Source organism: Ensifer sp. 22460, from assembly GCF_052044935.1.
GTDB lineage: Bacteria > Pseudomonadota > Alphaproteobacteria > Rhizobiales > Rhizobiaceae > Ensifer.
The window spans coordinates 1-23,484 of the sequence record NZ_JBQENZ010000041.1; the positions used below are offsets into that span (position 1 = coordinate 1).

Here is a 23,484-nt window from a genome sequence, read left to right on the forward strand (position 1 = left end):
GTAAGCGCCGTCTCCGCCCCATTGGATAGGCTGTATTTTGAGGCTGGCCGGGCGTGCGAGAAGGTTTCCAGGACTATCTGGAGATTTGCATGGCAGATGATGGATTTGTTGGGCGCTACGAAGTTGTCGAGCCGCGCCGCGGAAACCGGCGGTGGCCAGATGATGTGAAGGCGCGGATCGTCGCGGAAAGCCTTGAGCCTGGTGTTCGTGTTGTTGATGTCGCGCGCCGTCATGACGTTGTTCCGCACCAGCTTTCCTTGTGGCGCCGGCAAGTGCGCGAGGGCATTCTGACGCTGCCTTTTGAGGCTATGCCGGGCCTGTCGGAGAGCGGCGATGCCGAGCCAGCATTTGTGCCTTTGGCGATTGCGGCAGAGCCGAGCGAGGCTGTGAATGTTTTGGCGCCGCCGCTGTCGGAGGCGGTTTGTCCGGTCTTGACGTTGGAGATCGGCCCGGACGTTGTGATGCGGGTTCCCGGCGATGTGCCAGTTGAACGTGTGGCCGCTCTGGTGCGCGCCATGCGAGGGACGGCATGATCGTCGCGGGCCAACGACTGCCGATCCTGATTGCAACGCGGCCGGTGGACTTCCGCTGCGGGCATCAGGCGTTGGCTCTGATGGTGCAGACCGAGTTGAAGCTCGACCCGCATTCCGGGGTGACGGTGATCTTCCGGTCGAAGCGCGGTGATCGTCTGAAAATCCTGGTATGGGATGGCACCGGAATGGTGTTGACCTACAAAATTCTTGAACATGGAAGCTTTGCCTGGCCCAAGGTGCAGGATGGGACGATGCGTCTTTCCAGGGGGCAATACGAAGCGTTATTCGAGGGGCTCGACTGGCGGCGAGTCATGGCGCAACGGGTGATCGCGCCGTCGGCGGCAGGGTGAATATCCCGCTGCCTTTGCATTGTTTTATTTGGATTTTTTGTGCTGTCTTGCTATAAGACCGCATGTCGTCGTCCCTTGATCTCAGCCTGTTTCCGGACCTTCCGCCAGAGGTGGTGAAGGCGTTTGCGGCGATGCAGTTCGAACTGTCGGTCGAGCGTGCTGCACGTCAGCACGAGCAGGCTGTGGTTGCCGAAAAGGACGCCTTCATCGCCGAGCTGAAGGAACTGGTCGAGAAGCTTGAAGGTCAGGTTCACGACTATCGGCGCACGAAGTTCGGGCCGAAATCGGAAAAGCTCGATCCGGCGCAGATGGAACTGGCGCTGGAAGACCTTGAAACGGCAATTGCCGAAACACAGGCGCGGATTGCCGCCGTGGAGAAAAAGATCGAAGCCAGCGCATCCGATCCGGAAAAAGTCGCTCCTCGCAAGGAGCGTAAAGCCCGTGCACTGCCCGAACACCTGCCGCGGGTCGAGAGAGTGATCGAGCCCGAGAGCATCGTTTGTCCCTGCGGTTGCGGCAACATGGTTCGGATCGGCGAAGACCGGACGGAACGGCTCGACCGGATTCCGGCGCGCTACGAGGTGATCGTCACCATCCGCCCGAAATACGCATGCCCCAAGGGTCGAACGGGCGTCATCCAGGCCAGAGCGCCAGCGCATCTGCTGGAAGGGAGCTGGCCGACGGAAGCCCTTCTGGCTGAGATTGCCGTCTCCAAGCATTCCGAACATATGCCGCTCAACCGGCAGGCCGAGGTCATGGCGCGACACGGGGTGCCGATAGACCGCACGGTCCTGGCCGATTGGATGGGGCGCACGGGCAGCGAAATCGCACCGGTGGTCGACCACATGGCAAAACGGCTGCTGTGGGAAAGCACGCGGCTCTATGTCGATGAGACCACGGCTCCGGTGCTTGATCCGGGGCGAGGCAAGACGAAGACCGGCTATCTGTGGGCCGTGTTGCGTGACGATCGCGGCTGGAATGGCTCTGCGCCGTCGGGCGTGGTGTTCCATTATCGACCTGGGCGTAAAGGCGAATATGCCGCTGAAATCCTCGACGGGTTCAACGGGACAATCCAGGTGGATGCCTACGGTGGTTACTCTCACCTCGCCACGTCGGACCGGATGGGTGGCGATCCCTTGAAGCTGGCCTTCTGTTGGGCGCACGGGCGCAGAAAGCTGATCAAGGCCACGCCAAAGAGTGGATCGCCCATCGTCGACGAGGCGCTGGTGCAGATCGCCGCGCTCTACAAGATCGAAGACAGTATCCGGGGCTCAGATCCCGGACATCGCCGGGCAGTTCGACAGGACCTGTCCCTCCCGCTGGTGGACGAGTTCTTCACCTGGCTGGCAGCGCAAGCCAAGCGCGTCTCACGCAAGTCTGACCTCGGAAAAGCCCTGGCCTATATGCTGACGCGGCAGGACGGCTTCCGGCTGTTTCTGGGCGACGGCCACGTCGATATCGACTCCAACCTGGTGGAAAACGCGATCCGCCGACCGGCCATGAACCGCCGCAATGCGCTCTTTGCGGGGCACGATGAAGGGGGCCGCAATTGGGCCCGGTTTGCCAGCCTGATCGGCACTTGTAAAATGAACGGCGTTGAGCCCTACGCCTATCTGTGCGACCTCTTCACCCGCCTCGCAAACGGCCACCTCGCCAAAGACATCGATGCCCTGATGCCATGGGCCTATGCCGCCCGCATCAAGGCCTCACAATGAGCTCGTCAGGTACTCTTCGGTGAGCTCATTTGACGGCCCGTAGATCAACCTCAGATTGCTGCAACTGAAAAAGCCATGGGGCGTGGACGTCGCATACGCCAGATCGCACAGACGCCAGCGAACAACGCCGTCGAGATAGGGTGTTGGCCCACGCTCGATGGCCTGCGCCAAGGCCGCACGCTGCTGATCGTTCAACCGCGACTGCTGACCAGGAGCTTTGCCATTGATCAGGCCTTGGGGGCCGCGCTCGTTGAAGCGCATGACCCAGTCCCGGACAATCTGGAGCGTCACATTGCCGAGGCGGGCGGCATCGGAACGCGAGCCTCCATCGTAGATCAAGGCCAGTGCCAACAAACGTCGTGCCTGAGCTGCGTCCTTCGTCTGCCGCGCCAGTCGCTGCAGGTCGGCCCCAGCAAAATCCGCCCGTAACGAAATCCCTGATCGCATCGCAGACCTCCGGTTTGCACCAGAGATTCAGATTCACCGCGCTTTGGGAAGGCCAAAGAGTCGAGGTCAGCGAGGCGGCGTATTACTTCCTGATTGCAGGTCCTTTACTGCAACCGCCGCCGATAATGTAGGCGGTGCATACGAAGTTCCAGGGCATGAGGGCTTCGTTTTCGGATGCTGGCCAGACTTGAGCAATACAGGTCAGGGTCTGGGAGAGACGTCTACAAACCTGTTCTGCCGCCAAACCGGGCGGGGTGAGAATGGAAAGGCGAAACCGAGCGCGTATGGCACTGATCCCCCTTTGAAAACCAAAGCCACCTGAATCTTCAAAATCAACCAATTCGAGTCAGAACCAAATTTGCACGCCGGAGCACATTAAGGCAGGCGGTCCGATGCACTGACATAATCGGCCACCTCAGAACAACGGGATATCTCGACGTCGAAACAGCGAAAGGTAGCTATTTATCCGCAATTATTTGTCTAGCCGCTATGTCTGCAAGTATGGAAAGAGCCAGTGAGTTTGCCTCTCTTGCTGGCCCAAACATTCCAATCGGTGCCCTGATGCGCTCGAGCTCGGAGTCTTCCACCCCGTCATCTCGCAGTCGTTCCAGACGTTTCTGGTGTGTACGGGCACTCCCTAGAGCACCGATATAAAATGCGCTAGATCTTAAAGCAACGCGGAGGATTGGACGTTCACGCTCGAGATCATGGTGAAGCAAGACAACGGCGGTGAAGTTGTCAAGCAAGCCTTCTAAGTCGCGGCCGGCATCAACAATGGAAACGACATCATAAGAGCATGCTGCTGCAATCCGAGAAAGTGTTTCAGCTTCGATCCCGTTTCCAGACAGGGCGATCCGGCGCGACGGGACGTACTTAACTAGAAAACTTTCTCCGTCCCACCCAGATATGGCCGGCGGATCGGCAACCGTGAGGGTCTGGGAGCCCGGAGAGTAACTGAGTGCTGTCGGAACCCTTTTTGTGAGGCGCTCCAGAGTGCATTGTATCTCGCCCATTCCTCGCAGGAGGTGAATCGCAACTTTGATGCCGCCACCGCACGGTAGTACGATGTCAAAGTAGGGCGAACCTTCGCCAAGCGTTATCATACGGTCCCGACCTTGTGATATAGCCAGCATTGCTTCAAAAGCGACCGCTGCTTCCACACAACCGCCCGATATGTAGCCGCAAAAGCGGCCGTCTGAGGCAACGGCGATCTGGGACCCTAGCGACCGGGCGGAACCACCGCGGATTTCGATAAGCGTTGCTAGAGCAACGTCTCCTTCTCGCAGCCAAGAAGCCGCCAATGAGAGGATTTCGGCTGGATCGTCGGTCATGACTGCTCTAGTCGGTGACGTTAAGGGCAATTCATTCGAAGTCGTGAGCATAACGGTCCCTTACAAAACCAAACAATTTAGGTTCGCGAATCGAGTGTGTGCGACCTGGCGCAGCGTCGAGGAAGTGGCAGCCGCTCCCCTTATCGCTACCGTCTTGCGAGCGAGCGGACGGCGTACTTCTGTTAGCGCCGCAAGTGCTTATCGTGGCAATCTACCGGCGGGAACCGAGAAGCCTGATGAATGACGGGCGCTCTTCTGCATTTATGACTGTTAGTTTCGGTAGTTGCATCCGCGTCAGGCCTGGCAATCGATTGCGCAGTCGGACATGCAGTCTACCACACGCCTATATTCTCGTTCGCTTGATGTCTCGCACGCTCAATGAGGGGACAATACACGTCCCAGCGTCCCGTTGAAACAAAATTAATCACAATAGGAATTGTTAATTCGATAGGACGCGCCGCAGCTTCGTGATGTGGAATTTTCAAGCAGAAAGGTGGGTGATCTACCAAAACGGTGATAACGAGCCACACAAATCGATCTTGACGCATCGATATTCGATGCCAGTCGTAGGTGTAGGTGCGCACTCGCGCTTGTGGCGTCGGTAGCAACCGAGGGAGAATCTAAGTGGCGATTAAGGATCGTCGGAAACTGCGTTAAGCGATTATGGGGGGCAAAATTCGGCGATTTCTGTATTTCTGTGAATTCGGATAGGCTAACTGCGTAAGGGTGTTTTTTCTAGTCCCTGCAAGTTCGCCGTCATAAAGTCGATGAAGGTGCGGACCTTTGCTGAAAGGTATTTTCGGCTTGGGTAGACGGCGTGAAGCGTGCTGCTGAAGCCAAGCGCAAATGGAAGCACCGTCTCCAGCCGGCCGGCGACAATATCCTCGTCCACCATCCATTTCGGCAGGAACACCAGACCCATTCCCCGAAGGGCCGCGAGGTACAGGACGGTCTCGTTGTCGCTCAGCATCACATTGCGGAACGTGACGTTCTGCCGGCCTTCGGGCCCTTCCAGCGACATGCTCTCGCCCAGGTTGACGCCGCTGTAGCGAAGCATCGCGTGGCCATTGAGTTCGGCGATACTTCGCGGCCGTCCCGTTCGCTTCAGGTAATCAGGCGAGGCCAGCAGGATGAACTCGACATCGGCCAGCGGGCGGGCGACGAGGCCGGGATCCAGCCGATCGCGCGTGGTTGCCCGCAAGGCTAGGTCGAAGCCTTCGTCCACCAGATTGACGATCCGGCCGCTTAGATCCACGTCCAGGCAGACGTCGGGATAACGCCGTTTATATTCTGCCAGCATATCGGCAAAGTAGGCGCTTGCCGTCCATACCGGCGCGCTCAGCTTGAGTGTGCCCCGGGGCGCCACCATGACATTGCCGATGGCCGCCTCCACCTCGTCCAACCCTTCGAGCATCTGCCTGGTCTGATTGAAGTAGAGCCGTCCAGTTTCCGTCAGGCTGACACGGCGGCTAGTTCGGTTGAGCAGGCGCGTCCCCAGCCGGCTTTCGAGCTGTATCACATGTTTGCTCGCCATAGCCGGCGAGATGCCGAGGCGAGTGGCGGAAGAAGTAAAGCTTTTCAGTTCCGCAACGGTGCAGAACACCCGCAGGCTCGTCAACGTATCCATCGATCATCAACATCCAGGAAATAGTTCTTCAATAAATGTCACATTGATCAACGACTGAGAAAAAATCAAACTCTTCCTCAACAGGCGTCGTCGGAGGCTCGCTTTTCCAACGGCGCCACGAGCCGCGGCATTCACGGTATGTTGTGAAGGATAATCCGGTGACCGATTCTCGACTCCCGACTTATTTCATCAGCCATGGCGGCGGTCCCTGGCCATACATGACAGGCGAGTTCCGCCGTATGTTCGACGTGCTGGAGAAGTCGCTAATCGACATGCGCGCCGAACTCGGCGACAAGCCGAAGGCGATCCTGGTAGTTTCGGGCCACTGGGAGCAAAAGGGCTTTGCCATTCCTCGGGCGTGGAGCCCGGCATGGTCTACGACTACCACGGCTTTCCGGAGCACCTCTATCACATCACCTACAAAGCCCCGGGCTCGCCGGACCTCGCCAATCGCGTACAGCGGTTGCTGCGCGCAAGGGCTATCGAAGCGGCGCTTGATCCGACGCGCGGCTACGATCACGGCACCTTCAGCATCATGAAGCCACTCTATCCGGACGAGGATGTTCCGGTGGTCCAGCTTTCGCTGGATGCGGGCTACGATCCGGCACTGCACATCAATGTCGGCCGGGCGCTCGCTCCCCTTCGTGATGAAGGCGTCCTGATTATCGGTAGCGGTCTCAGCTATCACAACCTGTCGGCCATGCGCGGCACCTGGGGATACGAACCGTCCCGCCGTTTCGACGCCTGGCTCCAGGAGACGCTGGTCAATTCGCCATCCGACAAGCGCACCGAGCGGCTGATCGAATGGGAGTTGGCGCCCGCTGCCCGCGCGGCTCATCCGCGCGAGGACCACCTCATCCCGCTGATGGTGGTGGTCGGCGCCGCCGAGGACGAACCGGGCGCCACCACCTATCACCAGAAAGACTTCGGAGGCGGGCTCACCGCATCGAGCTTCCGCTTCGGACACGCCCCCTCAGCCCCGCAATCAAATGGAGACGCGCAATGACCAGCGAAACCTTCAAACCGGTCATCTACCTCAAGGAAAACTGCCCCTTCTGCCTCAAGGTCCGCCTGTTCCTTCTGGAAACGGGACTGGCCTCGGAAGTCGAAAGCCGCAATTTCGTGCCCGGCACGGAGCAGGAGGAAACGATCCGGGCGGAGCTTCAATCGCATCTCGACAAGGTGAGCTTTCCCGCCGCCCAGCTTGAGCCCGGCCGCTACATCGCAGAATCCGACGACATCATTGAATTTTTTGCCGCCAAGACGGGCCGCGATCCGGCCGGCATGACGGTCTACCGGAACTACGTCGATGGCGTGTTCGCAATTTCGATGAGGCTCTGGAAGGAAAACATGGAGCTCAAGAAGGCGGCTTCCGCCGCCTAATCGCTGACAAAAACTTCTTTGGAGAACCTCAATGACCAATATCAGCAAATGGGCGCCTTACGCCCTCACGGCCCTGCGCATCATGGCGGCCCTTCTGTTCCTCGAGCACGCAACGATGAAGTTGCTTCAGTTTCCGGGTCCTGTACAGGGCGTATCCTATCCGCTTCCGACCATCATGATCATCGCCGGTGTCATCGAGGTGATCACCTCGATCCTGATGATCGTCGGCTATCAGACCCGCATCGCGGCATTCATTGCTTCGGGCACAATGGCCATCGCCTACTTCATGGTCCACACGCCCTATGGCTTCTGGCCGTCCCTGAATATGGGCGAGCCGGCGATCCTGTACTGTTTTATCTTCCTCTTCATCGCCGCGAATGGCGGTGGCGCGTGGACGCTCGACAGCGCTCGTCGTTCCGCCATGGCCTGAGACGGCCGCCATCCGGAAACGCAGGGGCTTGGCTGCCGTCGGGCGGCGGGCCCCTCGCGCACACGAAACGATAGATGGAGCCACAAATGAAAGCCGCACTTCTCAAATCCTACGGTGATGTCGATCAGTTCGAAATCGGGGATATTCCGACACCGGCCCCCGGACCCGGCGAAGTCCTGATCAAGATCGAGGCATCCGCCGTCAATCCGTTCGACCTTATTCTCCGCCAGGGCTACATGGCCCAATTCATTCCGCTTCAACTGCCGGCAGTGCTCGGCGGCGACGCCGCCGGCACCATCGCCGAACTTGGCGAAGGCGTGACCGGCTTCGTGGTCGGAGAGCGGGTTGTCGCCGACTTCGCGGCAAACGGCAAAGGGGCGCATGCAGAATTCGGAGTGGTTCCGGCCACATCCGTGGCGAAACTGCCGGCAGGCCTGAGTTTCGAGCAGGGTGCCTCGTTGGTGAAGGCAGGCCTTACCGGCCGGCAGACCGTCGAGGCGATCGACGTTAAGGCTGGAGACCGGGTCCTCGTTTCAGGCGGCCTTGGCACGGTCGGACGTTCCGCCATCCAATATCTCCAGGAGATCGGCGCAATGCCGGTTGCCGGCGTCAGGCCAGAACGGCTGCACGAAGGTCAGGAACTGGCTGGCGAGGTGCTCGATATCACGGTTCCCACCGCACGCCCGAGCTTCGACTATGCGATCAGCACCGCTGGCCCGGTGGCCGACCACCTCATCGGCAATGTTCGCGACGGCGGCAAGGTTGCGAGCATCGTTCCAGTACCCGAAGGCGCCAATGCCGGCAACCGGGTTACGATCTTTGAAATTTACCACCGCACCGACGCGGCCATGCTCGACACAGTGCTGGTCGCCGCCGTCAGCGGATCGCTGGTGATCCCGATTTCCAAGACCCTGACCTTGGATCAGATCGGTGCGGCCCATAACGCGGTGGCGGCAGGGGCTCGCGGAAAAGTCGTTCTCAGACACTGAGATAGACCGACGCGGCTCCGCCTTGAATGCTCCCTCGATCCGCCAATTCTGGGCGGGTCGTTGGCGGGGGTGCCAGATCAACCTCTCGAAATGGGCCAGCCAGCCTATGCGGAGTGGCTAAGCACCCGCGTCAGTCCTCGATTGTAGCCTACGCCAATCAACTTAGCTGGCCGGCGCCCGTAACCCCGCAGAGAGGAAGGCGACGAGGTTCTCGAGCATAGCCTCCTTACTGAGCGATGAGACCTTTCCTTCTGTCAGGTCGCCGATACGGCCTAGGTCGTTCAGCATGAACATGTAGGTGCCTACTAGGAACGCCATGCGTACGCTCAAAAGATCACGCGGTATGCCAGGCATCGCGGTTTGGAGAGCGTCAATGTATCGTCGAACAGAGGCGTCATAAACCTCACGGCGTAGGCGGAGAGCGTGCTCCTCTTGCTCGGCATGCAGACGGGCTTGCAGGCGTACAAAAGAAGCGCCGTTCTCGTTGCTGTACTTCATGTCCCACTGGGGCTGCAGATAGGCCTTTACGATTGCCTCGACAGCTGGGCGCTCAGCCTCTTCCAGCAATTTGTCGAGCAGAACATGTCGGGTACCCGACAATATACCCCCGCGCCGCCGGAAAACTTCATCGAAAAGCGATTCCTTGTCTCCAAAATAATAGCGGATAAGCGCTTGATTTACCCCAGCATTCGCCGCTATTTCGCGCGTCTTCGCCCCAGAGTATCCCCGCTCCGCAAAAGCAATCTCGGCGTGGTCCAGGATAGTCTCTTTAAGGTCACCATCATGCGAGGGGCGGCCAGGCCGGCGGCGCTGGTGGGGTTGTTTGCGCATGCACATTCCGTGTTTTTAAAAGCCTGATTCCGTTTCATGGAAACACACATGACCACAGGCTTACGCACTTAATTTAGGCGAGTGTGGAATTATCCGGAATCGTTAATCCCGTCAATGTAGGGCCAAATGTCGAATTTTCGATGCCTATATTCTTCACCATTCTATTCGTATCCGTCGCGCGTTTAGAGAGGAACCAAATGTATTTACTATTGTGAATAATTTTGGCAAACTGCCACAAAAGACGATCTGCGACAAACGGGACCACACTCCGGAGGTGAAAAAAATGAAAGTCGATTTTACTGTTAATGGCAGCGCGCGTTCGGTCGATGTCGATCCGGCTACGCCACTGCTTTGGGTCGTTCGCGACTACCTCAAGCTTAAGGGCACGAAGTTCGGCTGCGGCGTCGGCGAGTGCGGTGCATGCACCGTTCATCTCAACGGCGAGGCCGTAAGAAGCTGCATAACTACCGTCGAAAGTGTTGCGGGGGGATCGGTGACTTCGATCGAAGGATTGAGCGCTGATCATTCCCATCCGGTTCAACAGGCATGGATCAAGCATGCCGTGCCGCAATGCGGCTATTGCCAGTCCGGCATGATCATGGCCGTATCCGATATTTTGGCCAAGAACCCCTCGCCGACAGACGAGGACATCGATAGGGAGCTCACCAATATCTGTCGGTGTGGCACTTATCCTCGCATCCGCGCGGCCATTCATGCCGCTGCAGCTATGCTGAAAGGAGCAGCTCAATGAGCGTCTCTGTCAATCGTCGCGCATTTCTACTTGGCACGGGAGCACTTGCAGGGGCGGTGCTCTTCCCGATTACCCGCTCAGGCGCGCAGTCAAGTACCGCGCCAGCAACCGAAGGGGTGGAAATACTATCCTGGATCGTCATCAACCCGGACAACACAGTGACCTACACGGTTCCGCAAACCGAAGTAGGGCAAGGCGTAACGACGACAATTCCGCAGATGCTTGCCGAAGAGTTGGATGCAGACTGGGAAAAGATGTCTGTGGCATTTTACGATCCCGCCATTAGCAAGGCTCGCGGCACGCCCTACGTCTGGACCACGACACTTGGAAGTTTGTCCGCACATTATCTCTTTGCACCCTCGCGGCTCGCGGCAGCGCAAGTGCGGGCCATGCTCCTTGAAGCGGCCGCAGAACGCCTTTCGGTCCCGACGGAAGAGCTGACGACTGGTGGGAATCAAGTGCACCATGGCAAGAGCGGCCGCAGCGTAAATTATGCCGACGTTGCCGCAGCAGCGGTTAAGCTGACCCCTCCGTTAGCTGAGAAGGTCGTATACAAATCGGTTGCCGATCGACGCTTCATTGGCAAGCCGATATCCCCCTTAAGTACTGTGCCTGCAACACGCGGAGAGATTGTTTACGGCATTGATATTGATTTGCCAGGTATGCGCTACGCCGCCGTGCAGCAATCCCCTGTCTTTGGCGGTAAGTTGGTGCGGGTCGACGACGAGGCACTGAAGGACTTGCCTGGTAATCCTCAGATCGTCCAAATTAAAGGCGGATTTGTCGGCTACAATTCGCCTGTACCGGATGGAGAGGACCCCGATCTCTGGGCGGCGGCGGTAAATATTGATGATACGGTCGCCGTTGTCGCTGATAGCTGGTGGGAAGCCAAATCCGCGCTGGAGTCATTGGAGATTGAGTGGGATGGCGGATCCCATGCTGGTTTGACGTCAGATAAGTTGAAGACAGCGCTTTCCACGCAGGCAAGTGGTGAGTTGCCTGTCTTGGTTGAGACGGGTGACGTCGGCAAAAGGATCAAAGAAGCTAAGCTATCACTGAAAGCTGAATATGTTTTTCCTTTCATGGATCCCGCGCCCTTAGAGCCGCTTAACTGCACAGTACTAATTGAGAAATCCAAAGCGACCGTGTGGGCCGGGAGCCAATATGCCGACGATGCGCATCGAATTGCGACTGAACTGACGGGCTTGGCGCCGGAGAACGTAAAGTTCAACCTGATGCAGTGCGGCGGCGGTTTTGGCCGACGTGTCCAGAACGACTTCGTTTATCAGGCAGTTCAGATCGGCAAAGCAATGTCAGGAACGCCGGTGAAAGTGCTTTGGAGTCGAGAGGAATGCATCAAGCACAGCACTTATACACCGCTTACAGTCGTGAAATTCGCAGGTGCGCTCGACGAAGATGGAAACATCGACACCTGGTCGTGCCGGATCGCTAGCGCACAGGCGGCGTTACAGTCCTATGGTGGAACGCATTTTCCGTTCTTCTTCCCTAACATGCATATTGCCTACCAACGCGACAAGACTACACCCATTCCGTTCGGATGGATGAGGGGGGTGGGGTTGACGCAGCACTTGTGGATGAACTTCGGCTTTCTCAACGAACTGGCGGTATTGGCACATAAGGACTCCGTTGATTTGTATAGGGCGTTGCTCGACCCATCCCTCATCCCGAAGGACCTTGAGCAGTACGACATCGCAGTCGCACGCTCAAAGACTCTGCGTCGGGTCCTCGATGCGGCTGCCGAGAAAGCTGGCTGGGGTGGGCGCGCAAAGAATGGCTCGGGCCGAGGCATAGCGGTGAGCGACACCGCTTATTACCTTGGCTACGAGTCGTCGTCGAAGGCGGCGGTGGTGGACGTAACGATCAAGGACGCCTCCGTCCGTGTAGATAAGGTCGCGATTACCATCGACGCTGGCACTATCATCAATCCGGATATTGTAAGGCAGCAGCTTGAAGGATGCATCTCGTACGCCTTGACGAACGCCTTCTATAGCGAGATCACCTTGGAGAACGGCCAGGTGCAGCAGAACAATTTTTATGATTACCCGATCCTTCGCATCGCTCAGGTGCCGGAGATCGAAATAAATCTGCTGCCAAGCGAGGGCTCGCCGCAGAGCGTTGGGGAGGATGCCGTTCCAATCACGATTGCCGCCTTGGTTAACGCCATCGCTGACGCTGGCGGACCGAGGATTAGGTCCCTACCGATCAAGGAACTGTCGTTAGTATAGAAACTCGGCGCGCCGACAGTTAAGAGCCGTTGCCCAGCGGCTCTTACAATCATAAGGAAGAACTCTTGAATTTTCACACCATAGTATTTTCTGCAGCGTCTGCACTCCTGCTTCCTACTGTATTGTGGGCTGCAGATCACCAAGTGGAAATGACAAACAAAGCGGCCGACGGAACAGTCATGGCGTTTGAACCAAGGGTTCTACACGTCCAGCCCGGCGACACAGTCACATTTATCCTGAAAGATAAGGGGCACAACAGCGCCTCTATCAAGAATGCCATTCCTGATGGGGCAATGCCATGGAATGGCAAGATCAACAATCAGATTTCAGTTAAGATTGATGTCCCTGGCGTGTACGTCTACCAGTGCACCCCGCACTTTGCGATGGGCATGATCGGCGCGATCGTTGCCGGAGAGCCAGCAAATTTGGAAGAAGTTAAGTCGCTAAAGTTCAATGGTAAGGCAAAGAAAATCGTGGAGCAAATTATTGCCTCGATCGAGGCAGAGAAATAAAGTTGCTTTGCAGAATGTGACACGTTAACGCAAGATGAAATAGGGACCTTCTAGAGTGGGGCCCTTATGCCTGGGCTCCGTCAAGCACGGAGCCCAGGCATAAATATTAAGCGGTCGCCTTCATAAAGTGCCGAATTTCCCGGCCGACTCGGATTCCGCTCTCTATCGCACCGTCAATATACTCATGCCATCCGTCCGCAGTGGCAGAGCCAGCAAAGAATAGACGGTTCTCCGGTTTTGCCATGTCCTTGTATCTAGAGAACCAACCTTTCCTCATGGCGGGGTAGCTCGTGCGGGCGTACTCATCCATTGCCCAATTATATGGTAGCGCTTCAAGTACCTCGACGTCGCCGTGGATTTTGCGTATTTCGGCAGCAATCGCGTCAAAATTCTCGAGGTTAATCAACGATTGCCGGCCAATCGTGATCTTGAGGATCGTCCCAAGTTCATCATCATATGCGTAAGTTTGCACAGCGTTGAATGGGTTAGGGTCATCACAGAAAGTGAATGTGTTACCAAGGTTCTGGCGTACATGGACGTAAAGCTCCGCACCGTCAGCCATCTCGGCGTGTTCGATAAATGCGCGCTTTTCGGGTGGTAGTGGTGGTTCGAAACGAACATCTGCGTAAACTTTGGTCGGTAAGGTAAGCACGCATGTGAGCGCGCGAAACACCCTCTTATCCGCAAGAGTCACCGTGACACCGTTGTCCGTCTGCGCGACAGCTTCCACAGGCACACCAAACTCAGAGTCTGCGCGGCAGTCATCGAAAATCGCTTGGCAAAGTGCATTTGTGCCGCCTTGCACGTGGTATCGCTTTTCTGAGTCAGTGAAGGTTATCGTGTCCCAAGAGGCAAGCGCGTGGAACTTAACAAAACTCGGGTAACTAAGTTCAGTGGTTGGGGCGCCGCCATAAAGCGTTAACTCCGCATTCATGGAGGCTAGCTGCAACTCGTTCAACCCAAGGGATTCGAGATGATCACGGGCAGACACGCCGTCAAGATTGGAGACCTCGTGATTGTCCAAAGGCGAATACGGCCGCGGGAACAACTCTCGTGAGCGGCTGCAGAACTTCTCGAACGCGGTGGTATACTCCTCGTCAAAAGTTGCAGGCGGCACATCGATTTTTTGGCCGTCCGCGAATACCATGTAAGCCTTATCCAGGTCCGCTAAGGGAGCTTCTTTAAATCCGAAGCCGTAGCGCTGCATCTCAGCGAAAACGTGCGGTTGGCACCAATGCACGCCGGCACCGCCTATCTCGACGGGACGACCCAGGAAATTTACGACGTGCGTTCTGCCGCCAAGTCTGTGACGGGCTTCGATAATCAGCACCGACCTGCCCTGTGCCGACAGTTCCCGTGCCGCAACTAGACCGGAAAACCCGGCACCTACGACGATTGCATCATATATCTTTTCTGTCATGTGCTTTCTCCTGCGTCGACTTTTATGAGTTAAGCTGCGTTGAGGATTTGTACGCGAGTGAATTCGTGAAAACCCTCCGGCCCGGCTTCCAGTCCAATTCCGGACTCCTTAGCTCCGGGAAAGGGAATATCCGGAGCGAGTGCCTGGTGTTGGTTGATCCAAACATTTCCCGATTCTAATCTCATGGCGAGTGCGCGCGCGCGCGTAAGATTGCTGGTCCAAATCGACGCACCGAGACCAAATGGACTCGCGTTGGCGCGGCTGATGGCGTCGTCATCATCGGTGAAGGAAATAAGCGGCGCCACTGGTCCGAATTGCTCCTCGTCCACCAGCCGCGAGCCGTCCGTAATGTCGCGAACGACCGTCGGCTCAATGAAGTATCCTGGTCTGTTGGCTACCCGTCCGCCAGCGATGATGATGCCATCTTTTTCCGCAATGGTGAGATACTCTTTGACTTTCTCGAACTGCTCGAGGTTCTGGAGAGGGCCAAGGTTGACGTCCTCGTCCAGGCCGCAGCCAAGTTTCAGCTTTTGCACAGCGATTGCGTACTTCGCGGCAAATTCATCATAAATCGAGCCTGCAACATATATGCGCTTGGCCGCGACGCAGACTTGGCCGGCATTAAGAAATGCCGCGGAGACCAACCCGGGGATGACTTGATCAATGTCTACATCGTCCAGGACAATTGCTGCATCGTTCCCACCGAGTTCGAGTGTTACCCGTTTTAGCGTGCCGGCAGCGCTAGCCATCACCTTTTTGCCCGTTGCTGTAGAGCCTGTGAACGAGATCTTTGCAACATCCGGGTGGTCGGTGAGTCTTGCGCCGAGATCGTTTCGATCGGAGATTACGTTGAAGACGCCGGGCGGAAAAATACCTTCGGCAAGTCGCCCCAGCTCTAGCGAGGTTAGCGGCGTCGTCGGCGCAGGTTTCAAAATCACGGTGTTTCCGGTGATCAGGGCGGCACCGAACTTATTGCTGGCGAGAAGCATCGGAAAATTCCACGGCGTAACGCAAGCGATCACACCCAACGGAACGCGGTGCAGTTCATATTTGCCCCGCGTATGGCTGCGTATTTCCGGTGAGGTCTCGTACGTTGCGAAATAGCGGATGCCGCGGATCGTCGCGCCGACCTCATACGTCGCCTCCGCCAGAGGTTTACCTTGCTCACGCGTAAGAAGCCGCGCAAAGTAGTCGACCTCCTGCTCTAGCCTGTCCGCCAGTAGAAGTAAGCAGGCGCGGCGGGTCTCTAACGATGTTGCGGCCCAATCAGGAAAGGCGTTCTTTGCTGATCTCACAGCCTCTTCGAGTTGTGTGGTGCTGGCGTAGGGTGCTGTCGCAAACATTTCGGCAGTGGACGGGTCGATGACCGGCATTTCTCCGGTACCCGGCACTAGACGGCCGTTTATTAGCATGTTGAAGTTTGTCACCTTTCTTTCCTCCTATTGGACTTTTTGGCGGGCTTATAGATGGGCAGGCGTACCGATCAGCTGGAGCAAGCCCGTTTTGACGAGACTGCATCTCGAAAGACTTTGATCTATTGGCAGCCCTTTGCAGGTACGCACCAAAATGGAGCTGAATTAGTCGCCGCTAACTTGGACGACACAGGCGGCTCGTGATCTTGTTTCTAGCGGACTGCGGCCAGAGCATTGACAAAACTGATCGCTGGCGTCCGATGGGCCGGGCGCTCCTCGGGGCTAACGCGCTGCTAGTTCATGGCTCGCGCGACCGTGGCAGGTATGCGACGGCTGTGGTCTCCACACGAATTGCTGGGCTTATAAAACCGACCACCTGCATGCCAACAACCGAGGGGCCTTGTTGCCCATAGAATGCTTGCCGATGGGGAAAGAGCTGTTCAGTATATTCTTTCGCGCCAACATTGTAAAATATTACTTCACTTACGATATCCTGAGGCGTCCCACCAAATTCTCGCAGCACTTCTCCGAGTATCTCATATATACGTTTCATCTGAGAACCGGCGTCCTCGGCAAATAGTTCATTCCCTGCGTTATCGGTGGCTGTCAAACCGCCGATGAATACATAGTCGCCCGCCCTTACGGCAAGGGACATGCTATAACCGTTCTCCATCTCGGGTATTCTGTGGAAAAATTGCGGCTTCATATTTCTGACCTCCTCTTGGCTCTCACGCACAACGCGCGTATTTCACGCTCTTCGCCGACATGAAAGACAGCGCCCCCTCCAAATCTCGGCTCCGAACTGTGCGCCTAACACTTCCTCCAGTGCAAAAAGGATCACCGTCCATGCAAATGGGCGTTCGGATTGGAGAATAGCCTCGCGGATGCCGCTTAAGCAGCCACTCTCGCGCCGCCACTCCCCAACAAGGTGGGTTCGAACGTAATTATTCAAGGGTATATTAAGTTGAAATGCGTGGCAAGTGTCATCAAGGCACCGCGGCTTTCTGTGGCCCGAGTGGCGACTCCATGCCGCGGCTCTATCACCCGCGGCGAAATCACATATCCAGACAAAAATTAGGTGAAAACAATACGTTACGTGAGAAGAGCGGTAAACTAGAGCTTAAGGCGCAGGCAGTGGGTTTGGTAAGCGTCGAGTCCCTCATGGGCCCAAACCACTTTTGACTTGTAATTCTTTCTTTGAATAATTAATGTGGTGAAACCTACTCGAAACAAGGGGCCTGCAAATGAAGCGCTTTCGTATTGGTCAGATCGTTCCAAGCTCCAACATTACGATGGAAACCGAGATACCCGCGTTGTTGCGAGCCAGAGAGCTCGTATCGCCAGAACGTTTCACGTTCCACTCGTCTCGCATGCGGATGAAGCATGTAACCGCCGAGGAATTGAAGGCCATGGACAGGGACAGCGACCGGTGTGCGCTCGAACTGTCGGATGCGCGCGTCGACGTGATGGGTTATGCCTGCCTGGTAGCAATCATGGCAATGGGGCATGGCTATCATCGCCAGTCGCAGGAGCGCCTGCACAAGGCAACGGTCGACAACGGCAATCCGGCGCCGGTGGTGACGTCGGCCGGAGCGCTGGTCGAGGGCATCAAGGCGATTGGCGCGAAGAAGATCGCGCTCGTCGCGCCTTACATGAAGCCGCTCACTGAGCTCGTCGTGGACTACATCCGCAACGAAGGCATCGAGGTCAGCGTATGGCGCGCGCTCGAAATTTCCGACAACCTCGCGGTGGCCGCACACGATCCGATGAAGCTGCCCGGCATTGTCCGTTCGATGGACACGAGCGATGTCGATGCCATCGTGCTGTCCGCCTGCGTTCAGATGCCCTCGCTGGCGGCTGTTTCCGAAGCGGAAGCGGTGACTCGTAAACCGGTCTTGACGGCGGCGATCGCCACCACGTGGTCGCTGTTGAAGGCGCTCGACCTCGAGACGCGCATTCCGGGTGGCGGCACGCTGCTTTCCGGTGCCTATTAAGGGGAGGGCGCATTGGCTCGGGGATACAACGTTAACGCAAACGGCATTCGCCAGCACTTGCTCCACTATGAGGGGCCGGGACCGCAGGTGCTGCTCATTCCTGGCATCACGTCGCCGGCCATCACTTGGGGCTTTGTGGCCGAACGGCTGGCCGCAAGGTTCGACGTGCATGTGCTTGACGTGCGTGGGCGTGGCTTGTCACAAGGCGGTGCGCTCGACTTCTCGCTCGATGCCATGGCAGAGGACGCCGTTCGGGTCGCTGAAGCGGCGAGCCTCGACCGACCGATCCTGCTCGGGCATTCGATGGGCGCGCGAACCGGGATACGTGCCGCTCGCATGTGTCCGTCGGGCTTCTCGGGGCTGGTTCTGGTCGATCCACCCGTCAGTGGGCCAGGCCGACGGGGTTATCCGGCATCATGGAGCTGGTACGAGGACTCGATCCTGCTCGCCCAGCGCGGCTGCTCGCCGGAGGAGATGAAACATTTCTGTCCGAGCTGGAGCGAAGAACAGCTCGCCCTTCGTGCCGAGTGGCTGCACACCTGCCAACTGGACGCGATCCGCACCGCCTTCGACGGGTTTCACTCCGATGACATCCACGCCGATCTGCCTGCGCTCCGCCTACCGATGCGCCTGGTGGTAGCAGGCGGTGCAGCGGTTATAGAGCCGGCCGATGTCGAGGAGATCAAGCGCCTCGTACCGGCAGTCGAGGTGCGAACGGTCGAGCGCGCGGGGCACATGATCCCGTGGGACGACCTGGAGGGCTTTCTCGCCGCAGTCATGGACTTTGCAGCATAGTTTTCAAAAAAAAGGGATTCTGAGCAATGGACCACACGAGTTTCACCGAAATCTGCCTCCACCAGTTGAAGATGTCCGGCGTGCGCGACGGCGAGCGCCTTGTCGTGCTCACGCAGGGCAATGAACGACTGGACTATGCAAATGCGTTTCTTGCCGCTGGCCAACGTCTTGGCGCGAACATGTACCACATGCGCCTGCCGGCGCCCTTGCCGACGGGTGGCTGGAATGTTGGCGTCACCGGCCTTGCCGCGATGCCAGATGCCGTTGAGGCCCTCAAGAACTGCGACATGTTGATCGACTGCATCTTCCTGCTGTTCTCACCGGAGCAGATGGCGATCCAGGCCGCCGGTACGCGCGTGTTGACAGCGGTTGAGCCGCCTGAACTTCTGGCTCGCATGCTTCCTTACAAGGAACTGCGGGAGAAGGTGGAAATTGGTGGCGAGATCCTCTCGAGAGCCAAGGTTATGCGGATCACGTCGCAGCACGGGACCGACGTTACATACAAGCTGAACACCTATCCCACGATCACGGAGTACGCGTGCACGGACCAACCAGGCCGGTGGGACCACTGGCCGTCTGGCTTTGTCTTCACCGGCGGCGACGACGATGGCGTCGACGGCCAGATCGTAGTCGCGCCGGGCGATATCTTATTGCCGCAAAACACCTATGTGCGTGAGCCCATCATTTACACAATCGAGAAGGGCTGGATCACCGACATCCGTGGCGGCCTCGATGCCGAAATCGTCAAGTCTTACATGCAGTCTTTCGCGGATCCGAAAGGTTACGGCATGAGCCATGTCGGCTGGGGCATGAACCCCCAGGCAAAATGGCATAACTTCGTGCCGGGCGCCTTTCCAGGCGGCATGGGCATGGAGCCGCGTTCGTTCTACGGAAACGTTATGTTCTCGACCGGCCCTAATAACGAGCTTGGCGGTCCAAACGACACACACTGCCACCTCGACATCCCGATGCGCAACTGCTCGCTCTTCCTTGATGACGCACCGATCGTCATCGATGGGGATATCGTCGTGCCGGACATGAAAATGGAACGATAAAGATCAAGTCCGAGATGCACCTCAAAATGCGGTGCATCTCGGACACAGTAGGAGACGCGCGATGTCGCAGGAAGAAGTATACGAAGCGGCTGGTTTCGGCCGACCAGTGGAGCGGGGTTCGCGTCCCGCGATTGTGATTGTCGATTTCACGTACGGGTTCACCGATAAACAGTACCCAACTGCGGCTGATATGAGCACCGAGATCGCGATGACGCGCCGTATAGCGGATGTTGCGCGCGACGCTGGATATCTCGTGATTTTTACTACAATCTCATATCATCCAAGTGAGGTGGGTAACGTTGCCTGGCTCAGGAAGGCGTCGGGTATGTCGGCGTTGCTTGAGGGCAGCCGTCTGGTCGAGATCGATGAAACTACCGGGGTTCGACCGGAAGATCTGATCTTAACTAAGAAAGGTGCCTCGGCATTTCACGGCACTTCACTTGCCTCGCTACTGACGGCTGCATGTGTCGATACCGTCGTAGTAACGGGGGCAACGACGTCAGGATGCGTGCGGGCAACGGTCGTTGACGCTGTACAATCCGGCTTCAACGTTCTGGTGCCGCGCGACTGTTGCGCCGATCGGGCGCAGTCACCGCATGATGCAAGTCTGTACGATATTCAGCAAAAATACGCCGATGTGACCGATGCTGTCGACGTCATGAATTGGCTGGGCTCTCTACGAGCGCATCGCTAGATCGCCGCACCCGCTATGCAATGAATGTGCGCCGTACAAAACACCTATTAGGGCTGAAATGATCTGAAATGGCGCGATAGGGTGTATGCTTAAACGCTAAAATGAGAGGTGTTACACGCACTGTGGACGCCTTGATGACAAAAAACGTTCCGGGAACGCAGCAAATTGGGTGGAATATGATCGAAATCAAAGATGTGAGCAAGGTCTACGGGGTGGGGGCAGGCGCCTACACAGCGTTGGATAGTGTATCCCTGACGATCCGAAAAAACGAATTTTTCACACTTCTTGGACCGTCTGGCTGTGGGAAAACGACGCTACTTCGTATGATCGCCGGCTTTGACTTCGCTACGAGCGGTACATTGACGCTCGACGGGGAGAATCTGATCAACAAACCCCCGTATCTACGACCTGTAAACACTGTATTCCAATCCTATGCCCTCTTCCCGCACATGACCTGCGCGCAGAACATTGCTTTCGGACTGCGAATGCTGCGTAAGCCAAAGGATGAGATTGCTAGAACTGTCGCGGAAATGTTGGAACTTGTGCAGATGACCCGCATGGCCGACAGGTTGACTAACCAGTTATCTGGCGGGCAGCAGCAGCGCATCGCTCTGGCCCGTGCCCTGGCTCCCCACCCGAAGGTTCTGCTTTTGGACGAGCCCTTATCCGCGCTGGACTTCAAGCTACGCAAGGAAATGCAGATCGAACTCAAGCGCCTGCAAACGCAAACCGGCATTACGTTCGTTTTCGTCACCCATGACCAGGAAGAGGCGCTGACGATGTCGGACCGTATTGCGGTTATGAGTGCCGGTAAGGTCCGGCAGATCGGCCTGCCACGAGAAATATATGATCAACCGGCAGATCGCTTCGTTGCCGATTTCATAGGCGAAACCAACTTCCTTCCAGTCAATTTATCTTCTGTTGACGGTAGGGACGCCTGTATCGAATTCGAACCAGGTATACGATTGCGAGCGCGAGCACCGAAGGATGGGTCGCGCGCTGGCCCGGTAACGCTGGCGGTGCGGCCAGAACATGCTGAGATCGTCCCGGCTGGGGCTGGTCATCTCGACGGCGAGTTGATGAACATTGTCTATTTTGGCACTGGTACCGCATATCACGTCCGCGTGCGCGAAGGCGGAGTTTTTGTCACGCGAACGCAAAATGCAGACTCGTCGACCGAAGCTATTTCTGTTGGCGATCGCGTCGGCATCCGCTTGCGTGACGGCGCGGCCCAGATTCTGGGAGACTAACCATGCATCCCTCCGTGAAACGACCGACCATATCAAAGGCGCAAGCGCTTCTGATTACACCTGCATTGTTGATTCTTCTCCTAGCCGCAATCATCCCCGTCGTATTGATAACTATCTATTCCTTCCTCACTCCCGGGGAATACGGAGGGATCGACTGGACGTTCTCAACCGAGAGCTGGGTGAATGTCGTCCTAAAGCGAGATTTCTTCACTAACGAAGTCAATTGGGCGACGGAACACCTGGTGGTATTTTGGCGGTCAATAAAACTTTCGATTATGACTGCGCTCCTAACTTTTCTGTTTGGTTTTCCTGCCGCCTACTTCATCGCGACTCGCCCACCGCATCGCCGCGATTTCTGGTTGACGTTGATAATGTTGCCGTTCTGGACAAACATGCTCATTCGGACCTTCGCAATGATGCAACTGATCCGGAACGAGGGCGTATTCAATAACGTGCTCGTCGGCTTGGGAATAATCAGTTCGCCAGTCCAAATACTCTATACCGAGACCGCGATCATGCTCGGTATGACATATGTTTACCTGCCGCTTATGGTGCTTCCTATCTACTCATCAATGGAGCGATTCGACTTTCGTTTAGTGGAGGCAGGATACGATTTGTATGCCCGGCCATTTCAGATTATGCGCGAAATAATCTTGCCTGTTGTTAAGCCTGGTGTCGTCGCCGGCGTGGTTCTGGTTCTCATCCCTTGTCTCGGCGACTATGTCATAACGACAGTTCTTGGCGGAGGAAAACAACTGTTGTTGGGCAACCTCATTGGGATGCAATTCAGTGCACTCCGCAACTGGCCGCTCGGCTCGGCACTTTCGCTGACCCTCTTAATAATCGTCGGAATTGCGATGATCGTCTTCGTGCGTGCCACGGAAAAGGAGGAGGGCGTCAATGGCTAAAACGTTCAACGTTCGTCATATGCCGGGCATTAACCTAGTAGCGATGCTATGCTTCCTGATACTATATATGCCCATCGTGCTATTGATCATGTACTCTTTTAATGCGGGCGAGGCTCTTTCCATCTGGGAGGGATTCTCGTTCCGCTGGTACGCATCGGCATGGCAGAACGCGGCAGTAAAGGAGGCGGCTGCTCGTTCTCTGACACTCGCAGCTGTCGCCGCAACCGTCGCTACGGCAAGTGGGGTTCTTTTCGCCCTAGCGACTACGCGAACGCGTCCGTGGAAAGGACAAGGATTGGCACTTGCTGTGGTCAATCAGCCGCTAATGGTCCCGGAAATAGTGACCGCGGTCGGGCTGCTGAGCTTCTTTTCGGTGCTAAAAGTGACCACTGGTTACACGGGCATGCTCTATCTTGTCGTCGCACATTCAGCATTCTGCATTCCGTTCGCCTACATGCCGGTTAGAGCGCGGCTTAAGGGGATGGACTTGAGTTTGGAGCAGGCCGGTGCAGATCTCTACGCCCGGCCAGTGGAAGTCTTTCGACACATCACACTGCCACAGCTTTGGCCGGGCCTCCTTTCTGGCTGGATGCTCGCCTTCGTCATTTCGCTCGACAACGTAGTCATTACAGAGTTCGTGAAATCCGCCGGGCAAGAAACTCTACCCACATATATGCTCGGCCAGCTCCGGCGAAGAGTAACACCTGAAATCAACGCAATCTCCACGGCTCTAATACTTGTATCTATATTATTCGTCGTGGCGACTTATTTACTTGGGCGACAGCGCAAGTAATAAAATGAACATAAACAG

Annotated in this window: 23 protein-coding genes and 1 pseudogene; 17 read left to right on the top strand and 7 right to left on the bottom strand. The window is 56.7% G+C overall.

Annotated features, from left to right (window positions below):
- The first annotated feature begins 89 nt into the window (after window positions 1-89).
- The 3 genes from tnpA (at window position 90) to tnpC (ending at window position 2,598) form a co-directional block, all read left to right on the top strand.
- Window positions 90-533, top strand: a complete 444-nt coding sequence (tnpA, locus tag ACTJKM_RS33200) for an IS66-like element accessory protein TnpA (RefSeq protein WP_065998904.1) — start codon at window positions 90-92, stop codon at window positions 531-533.
- Window positions 530-883, top strand: coding sequence for an IS66 family insertion sequence element accessory protein TnpB (gene tnpB / locus ACTJKM_RS33205; RefSeq protein WP_047637286.1), 354 nt, complete (start codon window positions 530-532; stop codon window positions 881-883). Before tnpA ends, tnpB begins: the two co-directional genes overlap by 4 nt.
- A 62-nt stretch (window positions 884-945) precedes the next feature.
- Window positions 946-2,598, top strand: a complete 1,653-nt coding sequence (gene tnpC, locus ACTJKM_RS33210) for an IS66 family transposase (RefSeq protein WP_065998900.1) — start codon at window positions 946-948, stop codon at window positions 2,596-2,598.
- Here the strand turns inward: tnpC and ACTJKM_RS33215 are convergent.
- The 3 genes from ACTJKM_RS33215 to ACTJKM_RS33225 form a co-directional block, all read right to left on the bottom strand.
- Window positions 2,590-3,045 carry a helix-turn-helix domain-containing protein gene (locus ACTJKM_RS33215; protein ID WP_440661745.1) on the bottom strand — a complete coding sequence of 152 codons (456 nt, stop codon included), beginning with the start codon at window positions 3,043-3,045 and terminating at the stop codon, window positions 2,590-2,592. The genes tnpC and ACTJKM_RS33215 overlap by 9 nt on opposite strands.
- Window positions 3,046-3,503: 458 nt before the next feature.
- Window positions 3,504-4,376, bottom strand: coding sequence for an XdhC family protein (locus ACTJKM_RS33220; RefSeq protein ID WP_243016886.1), 873 nt, complete (start codon window positions 4,374-4,376; stop codon window positions 3,504-3,506).
- A gap of 712 nt (window positions 4,377-5,088) precedes the next feature.
- On the bottom strand, window positions 5,089-6,003 hold the full coding sequence (locus ACTJKM_RS33225; RefSeq protein WP_035209847.1) for a LysR family transcriptional regulator: 915 nt from the start codon (window positions 6,001-6,003) through the stop codon (window positions 5,089-5,091).
- 158 nt (window positions 6,004-6,161) lie between these two features.
- Here ACTJKM_RS33225 and ACTJKM_RS33230 point away from each other — a divergent pair.
- The 4 genes and pseudogenes from ACTJKM_RS33230 to ACTJKM_RS33245 all read left to right on the top strand — a co-directional run bounded on the left by ACTJKM_RS33230 (window position 6,162) and on the right by ACTJKM_RS33245 (window position 8,805).
- Window positions 6,162-7,009 (top strand): annotated as a pseudogene (locus tag ACTJKM_RS33230) (DODA-type extradiol aromatic ring-opening family dioxygenase).
- Window positions 7,006-7,386 carry a glutathione S-transferase N-terminal domain-containing protein gene (locus ACTJKM_RS33235; RefSeq protein ID WP_024900007.1) on the top strand — a complete coding sequence of 127 codons (381 nt, stop codon included), beginning with the start codon at window positions 7,006-7,008 and terminating at the stop codon, window positions 7,384-7,386. The pseudogene ACTJKM_RS33230 and the gene ACTJKM_RS33235 overlap by 4 nt, the downstream one beginning before the upstream one ends.
- 31 nt (window positions 7,387-7,417) lie before the next feature.
- Window positions 7,418-7,816: a DoxX family protein gene (locus ACTJKM_RS33240; RefSeq protein WP_024900006.1), complete on the top strand. Its 399-nt coding sequence runs from the start codon at window positions 7,418-7,420 to the stop codon at window positions 7,814-7,816.
- Between the two features lie 86 nt (window positions 7,817-7,902).
- The gene (locus tag ACTJKM_RS33245) at window positions 7,903-8,805 is read left to right on the top strand and encodes an NADP-dependent oxidoreductase (RefSeq protein WP_064334260.1); all 903 of its coding nucleotides are present in this window, start codon (window positions 7,903-7,905) and stop codon (window positions 8,803-8,805) included.
- Between the two features lie 162 nt (window positions 8,806-8,967).
- Here the strand turns inward: ACTJKM_RS33245 and ACTJKM_RS33250 are convergent, their stop codons facing one another.
- Complete coding sequence (locus ACTJKM_RS33250; RefSeq protein WP_440661747.1) at window positions 8,968-9,642, bottom strand: TetR/AcrR family transcriptional regulator; 675 nt, start codon at window positions 9,640-9,642, stop codon at window positions 8,968-8,970.
- 277 nt (window positions 9,643-9,919) lie between these two features.
- Between ACTJKM_RS33250 and ACTJKM_RS33255 the strand changes: the two genes are divergently transcribed.
- From ACTJKM_RS33255 to ACTJKM_RS33265, 3 genes are all read left to right on the top strand, one after another.
- A complete protein-coding gene (locus ACTJKM_RS33255) occupies window positions 9,920-10,387 on the top strand; it encodes a (2Fe-2S)-binding protein (protein ID WP_024900002.1) in 468 nt (155 codons plus the stop codon).
- The gene (gene ndhA, locus ACTJKM_RS33260) at window positions 10,384-12,633 is read left to right on the top strand and encodes a nicotine dehydrogenase subunit alpha NdhA (RefSeq protein ID WP_084438676.1); all 2,250 of its coding nucleotides are present in this window, start codon (window positions 10,384-10,386) and stop codon (window positions 12,631-12,633) included. The genes ACTJKM_RS33255 and ndhA overlap by 4 nt, the downstream gene beginning before the upstream one ends.
- Window positions 12,634-12,713: 80 nt before the next feature.
- Complete coding sequence (locus tag ACTJKM_RS33265) at window positions 12,714-13,145, top strand: pseudoazurin (protein WP_051514968.1); 432 nt, start codon at window positions 12,714-12,716, stop codon at window positions 13,143-13,145.
- Between the two features lie 106 nt (window positions 13,146-13,251).
- Here the strand turns inward: ACTJKM_RS33265 and ACTJKM_RS33270 are convergent, their stop codons facing one another.
- The 3 genes from ACTJKM_RS33270 to ACTJKM_RS33280 all read right to left on the bottom strand — a co-directional run bounded on the left by ACTJKM_RS33270 (window position 13,252) and on the right by ACTJKM_RS33280 (window position 16,683).
- A complete protein-coding gene (locus tag ACTJKM_RS33270) occupies window positions 13,252-14,565 on the bottom strand; it encodes a flavin monoamine oxidase family protein (RefSeq protein WP_064334256.1) in 1,314 nt (437 codons plus the stop codon).
- 29 nt (window positions 14,566-14,594) lie between these two features.
- Window positions 14,595-15,992 (bottom strand): aldehyde dehydrogenase family protein, encoded by a 1,398-nt coding sequence (locus ACTJKM_RS33275; RefSeq protein ID WP_024899997.1) that lies wholly within the window; start codon window positions 15,990-15,992, stop codon window positions 14,595-14,597.
- Between the two features lie 283 nt (window positions 15,993-16,275).
- The gene (locus ACTJKM_RS33280; RefSeq protein ID WP_024899996.1) at window positions 16,276-16,683 is read right to left on the bottom strand and encodes a Rid family hydrolase; all 408 of its coding nucleotides are present in this window, start codon (window positions 16,681-16,683) and stop codon (window positions 16,276-16,278) included.
- 586 nt (window positions 16,684-17,269) lie between these two features.
- Here ACTJKM_RS33280 and ACTJKM_RS33285 point away from each other — a divergent pair.
- The 7 genes from ACTJKM_RS33285 (at window position 17,270) to ACTJKM_RS33315 (ending at window position 23,466) form a co-directional block, all read left to right on the top strand.
- Entirely contained in the window at window positions 17,270-17,971 is a 702-nt protein-coding gene (locus ACTJKM_RS33285) for a maleate cis-trans isomerase family protein (RefSeq protein ID WP_145926120.1), read from the top strand.
- 12 nt (window positions 17,972-17,983) lie between these two features.
- Window positions 17,984-18,766, top strand: a complete 783-nt coding sequence (locus ACTJKM_RS33290; protein ID WP_035209863.1) for an alpha/beta fold hydrolase — start codon at window positions 17,984-17,986, stop codon at window positions 18,764-18,766.
- 26 nt (window positions 18,767-18,792) lie between these two features.
- Window positions 18,793-19,821 (top strand): leucyl aminopeptidase, encoded by a 1,029-nt coding sequence (locus ACTJKM_RS33295; RefSeq protein ID WP_024899993.1) that lies wholly within the window; start codon window positions 18,793-18,795, stop codon window positions 19,819-19,821.
- 61 nt (window positions 19,822-19,882) lie between these two features.
- Entirely contained in the window at window positions 19,883-20,515 is a 633-nt protein-coding gene (locus ACTJKM_RS33300) for an isochorismatase family protein (RefSeq protein WP_427142553.1), read from the top strand.
- Window positions 20,516-20,649: 134 nt separating this feature from the next.
- Complete coding sequence (locus ACTJKM_RS33305) at window positions 20,650-21,765, top strand: ABC transporter ATP-binding protein (RefSeq protein WP_243016884.1); 1,116 nt, start codon at window positions 20,650-20,652, stop codon at window positions 21,763-21,765.
- Between the two features lie 2 nt (window positions 21,766-21,767).
- Window positions 21,768-22,673, top strand: a complete 906-nt coding sequence (locus ACTJKM_RS33310) for an ABC transporter permease (protein ID WP_024899990.1) — start codon at window positions 21,768-21,770, stop codon at window positions 22,671-22,673.
- Complete coding sequence (locus tag ACTJKM_RS33315) at window positions 22,666-23,466, top strand: ABC transporter permease (RefSeq protein WP_024899989.1); 801 nt, start codon at window positions 22,666-22,668, stop codon at window positions 23,464-23,466. Before ACTJKM_RS33310 ends, ACTJKM_RS33315 begins: the two co-directional genes overlap by 8 nt.
- Window positions 23,467-23,484: the final 18 nt, after the last annotated feature.

Excerpts from the sequence above, each read along its gene's own strand:
- tnpA (WP_065998904.1), top strand. The coding sequence starts at position 90 with ATGGCAGATGATGGATTTGTTGGGCGCTACGAAGTTGTCGAGCCGCGC.
- tnpB (WP_047637286.1), top strand. The coding sequence starts at position 530 with ATGATCGTCGCGGGCCAACGACTGCCGATCCTGATTGCAACGCGGCCG.
- tnpC (WP_065998900.1), top strand. The coding sequence starts at position 946 with ATGTCGTCGTCCCTTGATCTCAGCCTGTTTCCGGACCTTCCGCCAGAG.
- ACTJKM_RS33215 (WP_440661745.1), bottom strand. The coding sequence starts at position 3,045 with ATGCGATCAGGGATTTCGTTACGGGCGGATTTTGCTGGGGCCGACCTG.
- ACTJKM_RS33220 (WP_243016886.1), bottom strand. The coding sequence starts at position 4,376 with ATGACCGACGATCCAGCCGAAATCCTCTCATTGGCGGCTTCTTGGCTG.
- ACTJKM_RS33225 (WP_035209847.1), bottom strand. The coding sequence starts at position 6,003 with ATGGATACGTTGACGAGCCTGCGGGTGTTCTGCACCGTTGCGGAACTG.
- ACTJKM_RS33235 (WP_024900007.1), top strand. The coding sequence starts at position 7,006 with ATGACCAGCGAAACCTTCAAACCGGTCATCTACCTCAAGGAAAACTGC.
- ACTJKM_RS33240 (WP_024900006.1), top strand. The coding sequence starts at position 7,418 with ATGACCAATATCAGCAAATGGGCGCCTTACGCCCTCACGGCCCTGCGC.
- ACTJKM_RS33245 (WP_064334260.1), top strand. The coding sequence starts at position 7,903 with ATGAAAGCCGCACTTCTCAAATCCTACGGTGATGTCGATCAGTTCGAA.
- ACTJKM_RS33250 (WP_440661747.1), bottom strand. The coding sequence starts at position 9,642 with ATGTGCATGCGCAAACAACCCCACCAGCGCCGCCGGCCTGGCCGCCCC.
- ACTJKM_RS33255 (WP_024900002.1), top strand. The coding sequence starts at position 9,920 with ATGAAAGTCGATTTTACTGTTAATGGCAGCGCGCGTTCGGTCGATGTC.
- ndhA (WP_084438676.1), top strand. The coding sequence starts at position 10,384 with ATGAGCGTCTCTGTCAATCGTCGCGCATTTCTACTTGGCACGGGAGCA.
- ACTJKM_RS33270 (WP_064334256.1), bottom strand. The coding sequence starts at position 14,565 with ATGACAGAAAAGATATATGATGCAATCGTCGTAGGTGCCGGGTTTTCC.
- ACTJKM_RS33280 (WP_024899996.1), bottom strand. The coding sequence starts at position 16,683 with ATGAAGCCGCAATTTTTCCACAGAATACCCGAGATGGAGAACGGTTAT.
- ACTJKM_RS33285 (WP_145926120.1), top strand. The coding sequence starts at position 17,270 with ATGGAAACCGAGATACCCGCGTTGTTGCGAGCCAGAGAGCTCGTATCG.
- ACTJKM_RS33295 (WP_024899993.1), top strand. The coding sequence starts at position 18,793 with ATGGACCACACGAGTTTCACCGAAATCTGCCTCCACCAGTTGAAGATG.
- ACTJKM_RS33300 (WP_427142553.1), top strand. The coding sequence starts at position 19,883 with ATGTCGCAGGAAGAAGTATACGAAGCGGCTGGTTTCGGCCGACCAGTG.
- ACTJKM_RS33305 (WP_243016884.1), top strand. The coding sequence starts at position 20,650 with ATGACAAAAAACGTTCCGGGAACGCAGCAAATTGGGTGGAATATGATC.
- ACTJKM_RS33310 (WP_024899990.1), top strand. The coding sequence starts at position 21,768 with ATGCATCCCTCCGTGAAACGACCGACCATATCAAAGGCGCAAGCGCTT.
- ACTJKM_RS33315 (WP_024899989.1), top strand. The coding sequence starts at position 22,666 with ATGGCTAAAACGTTCAACGTTCGTCATATGCCGGGCATTAACCTAGTA.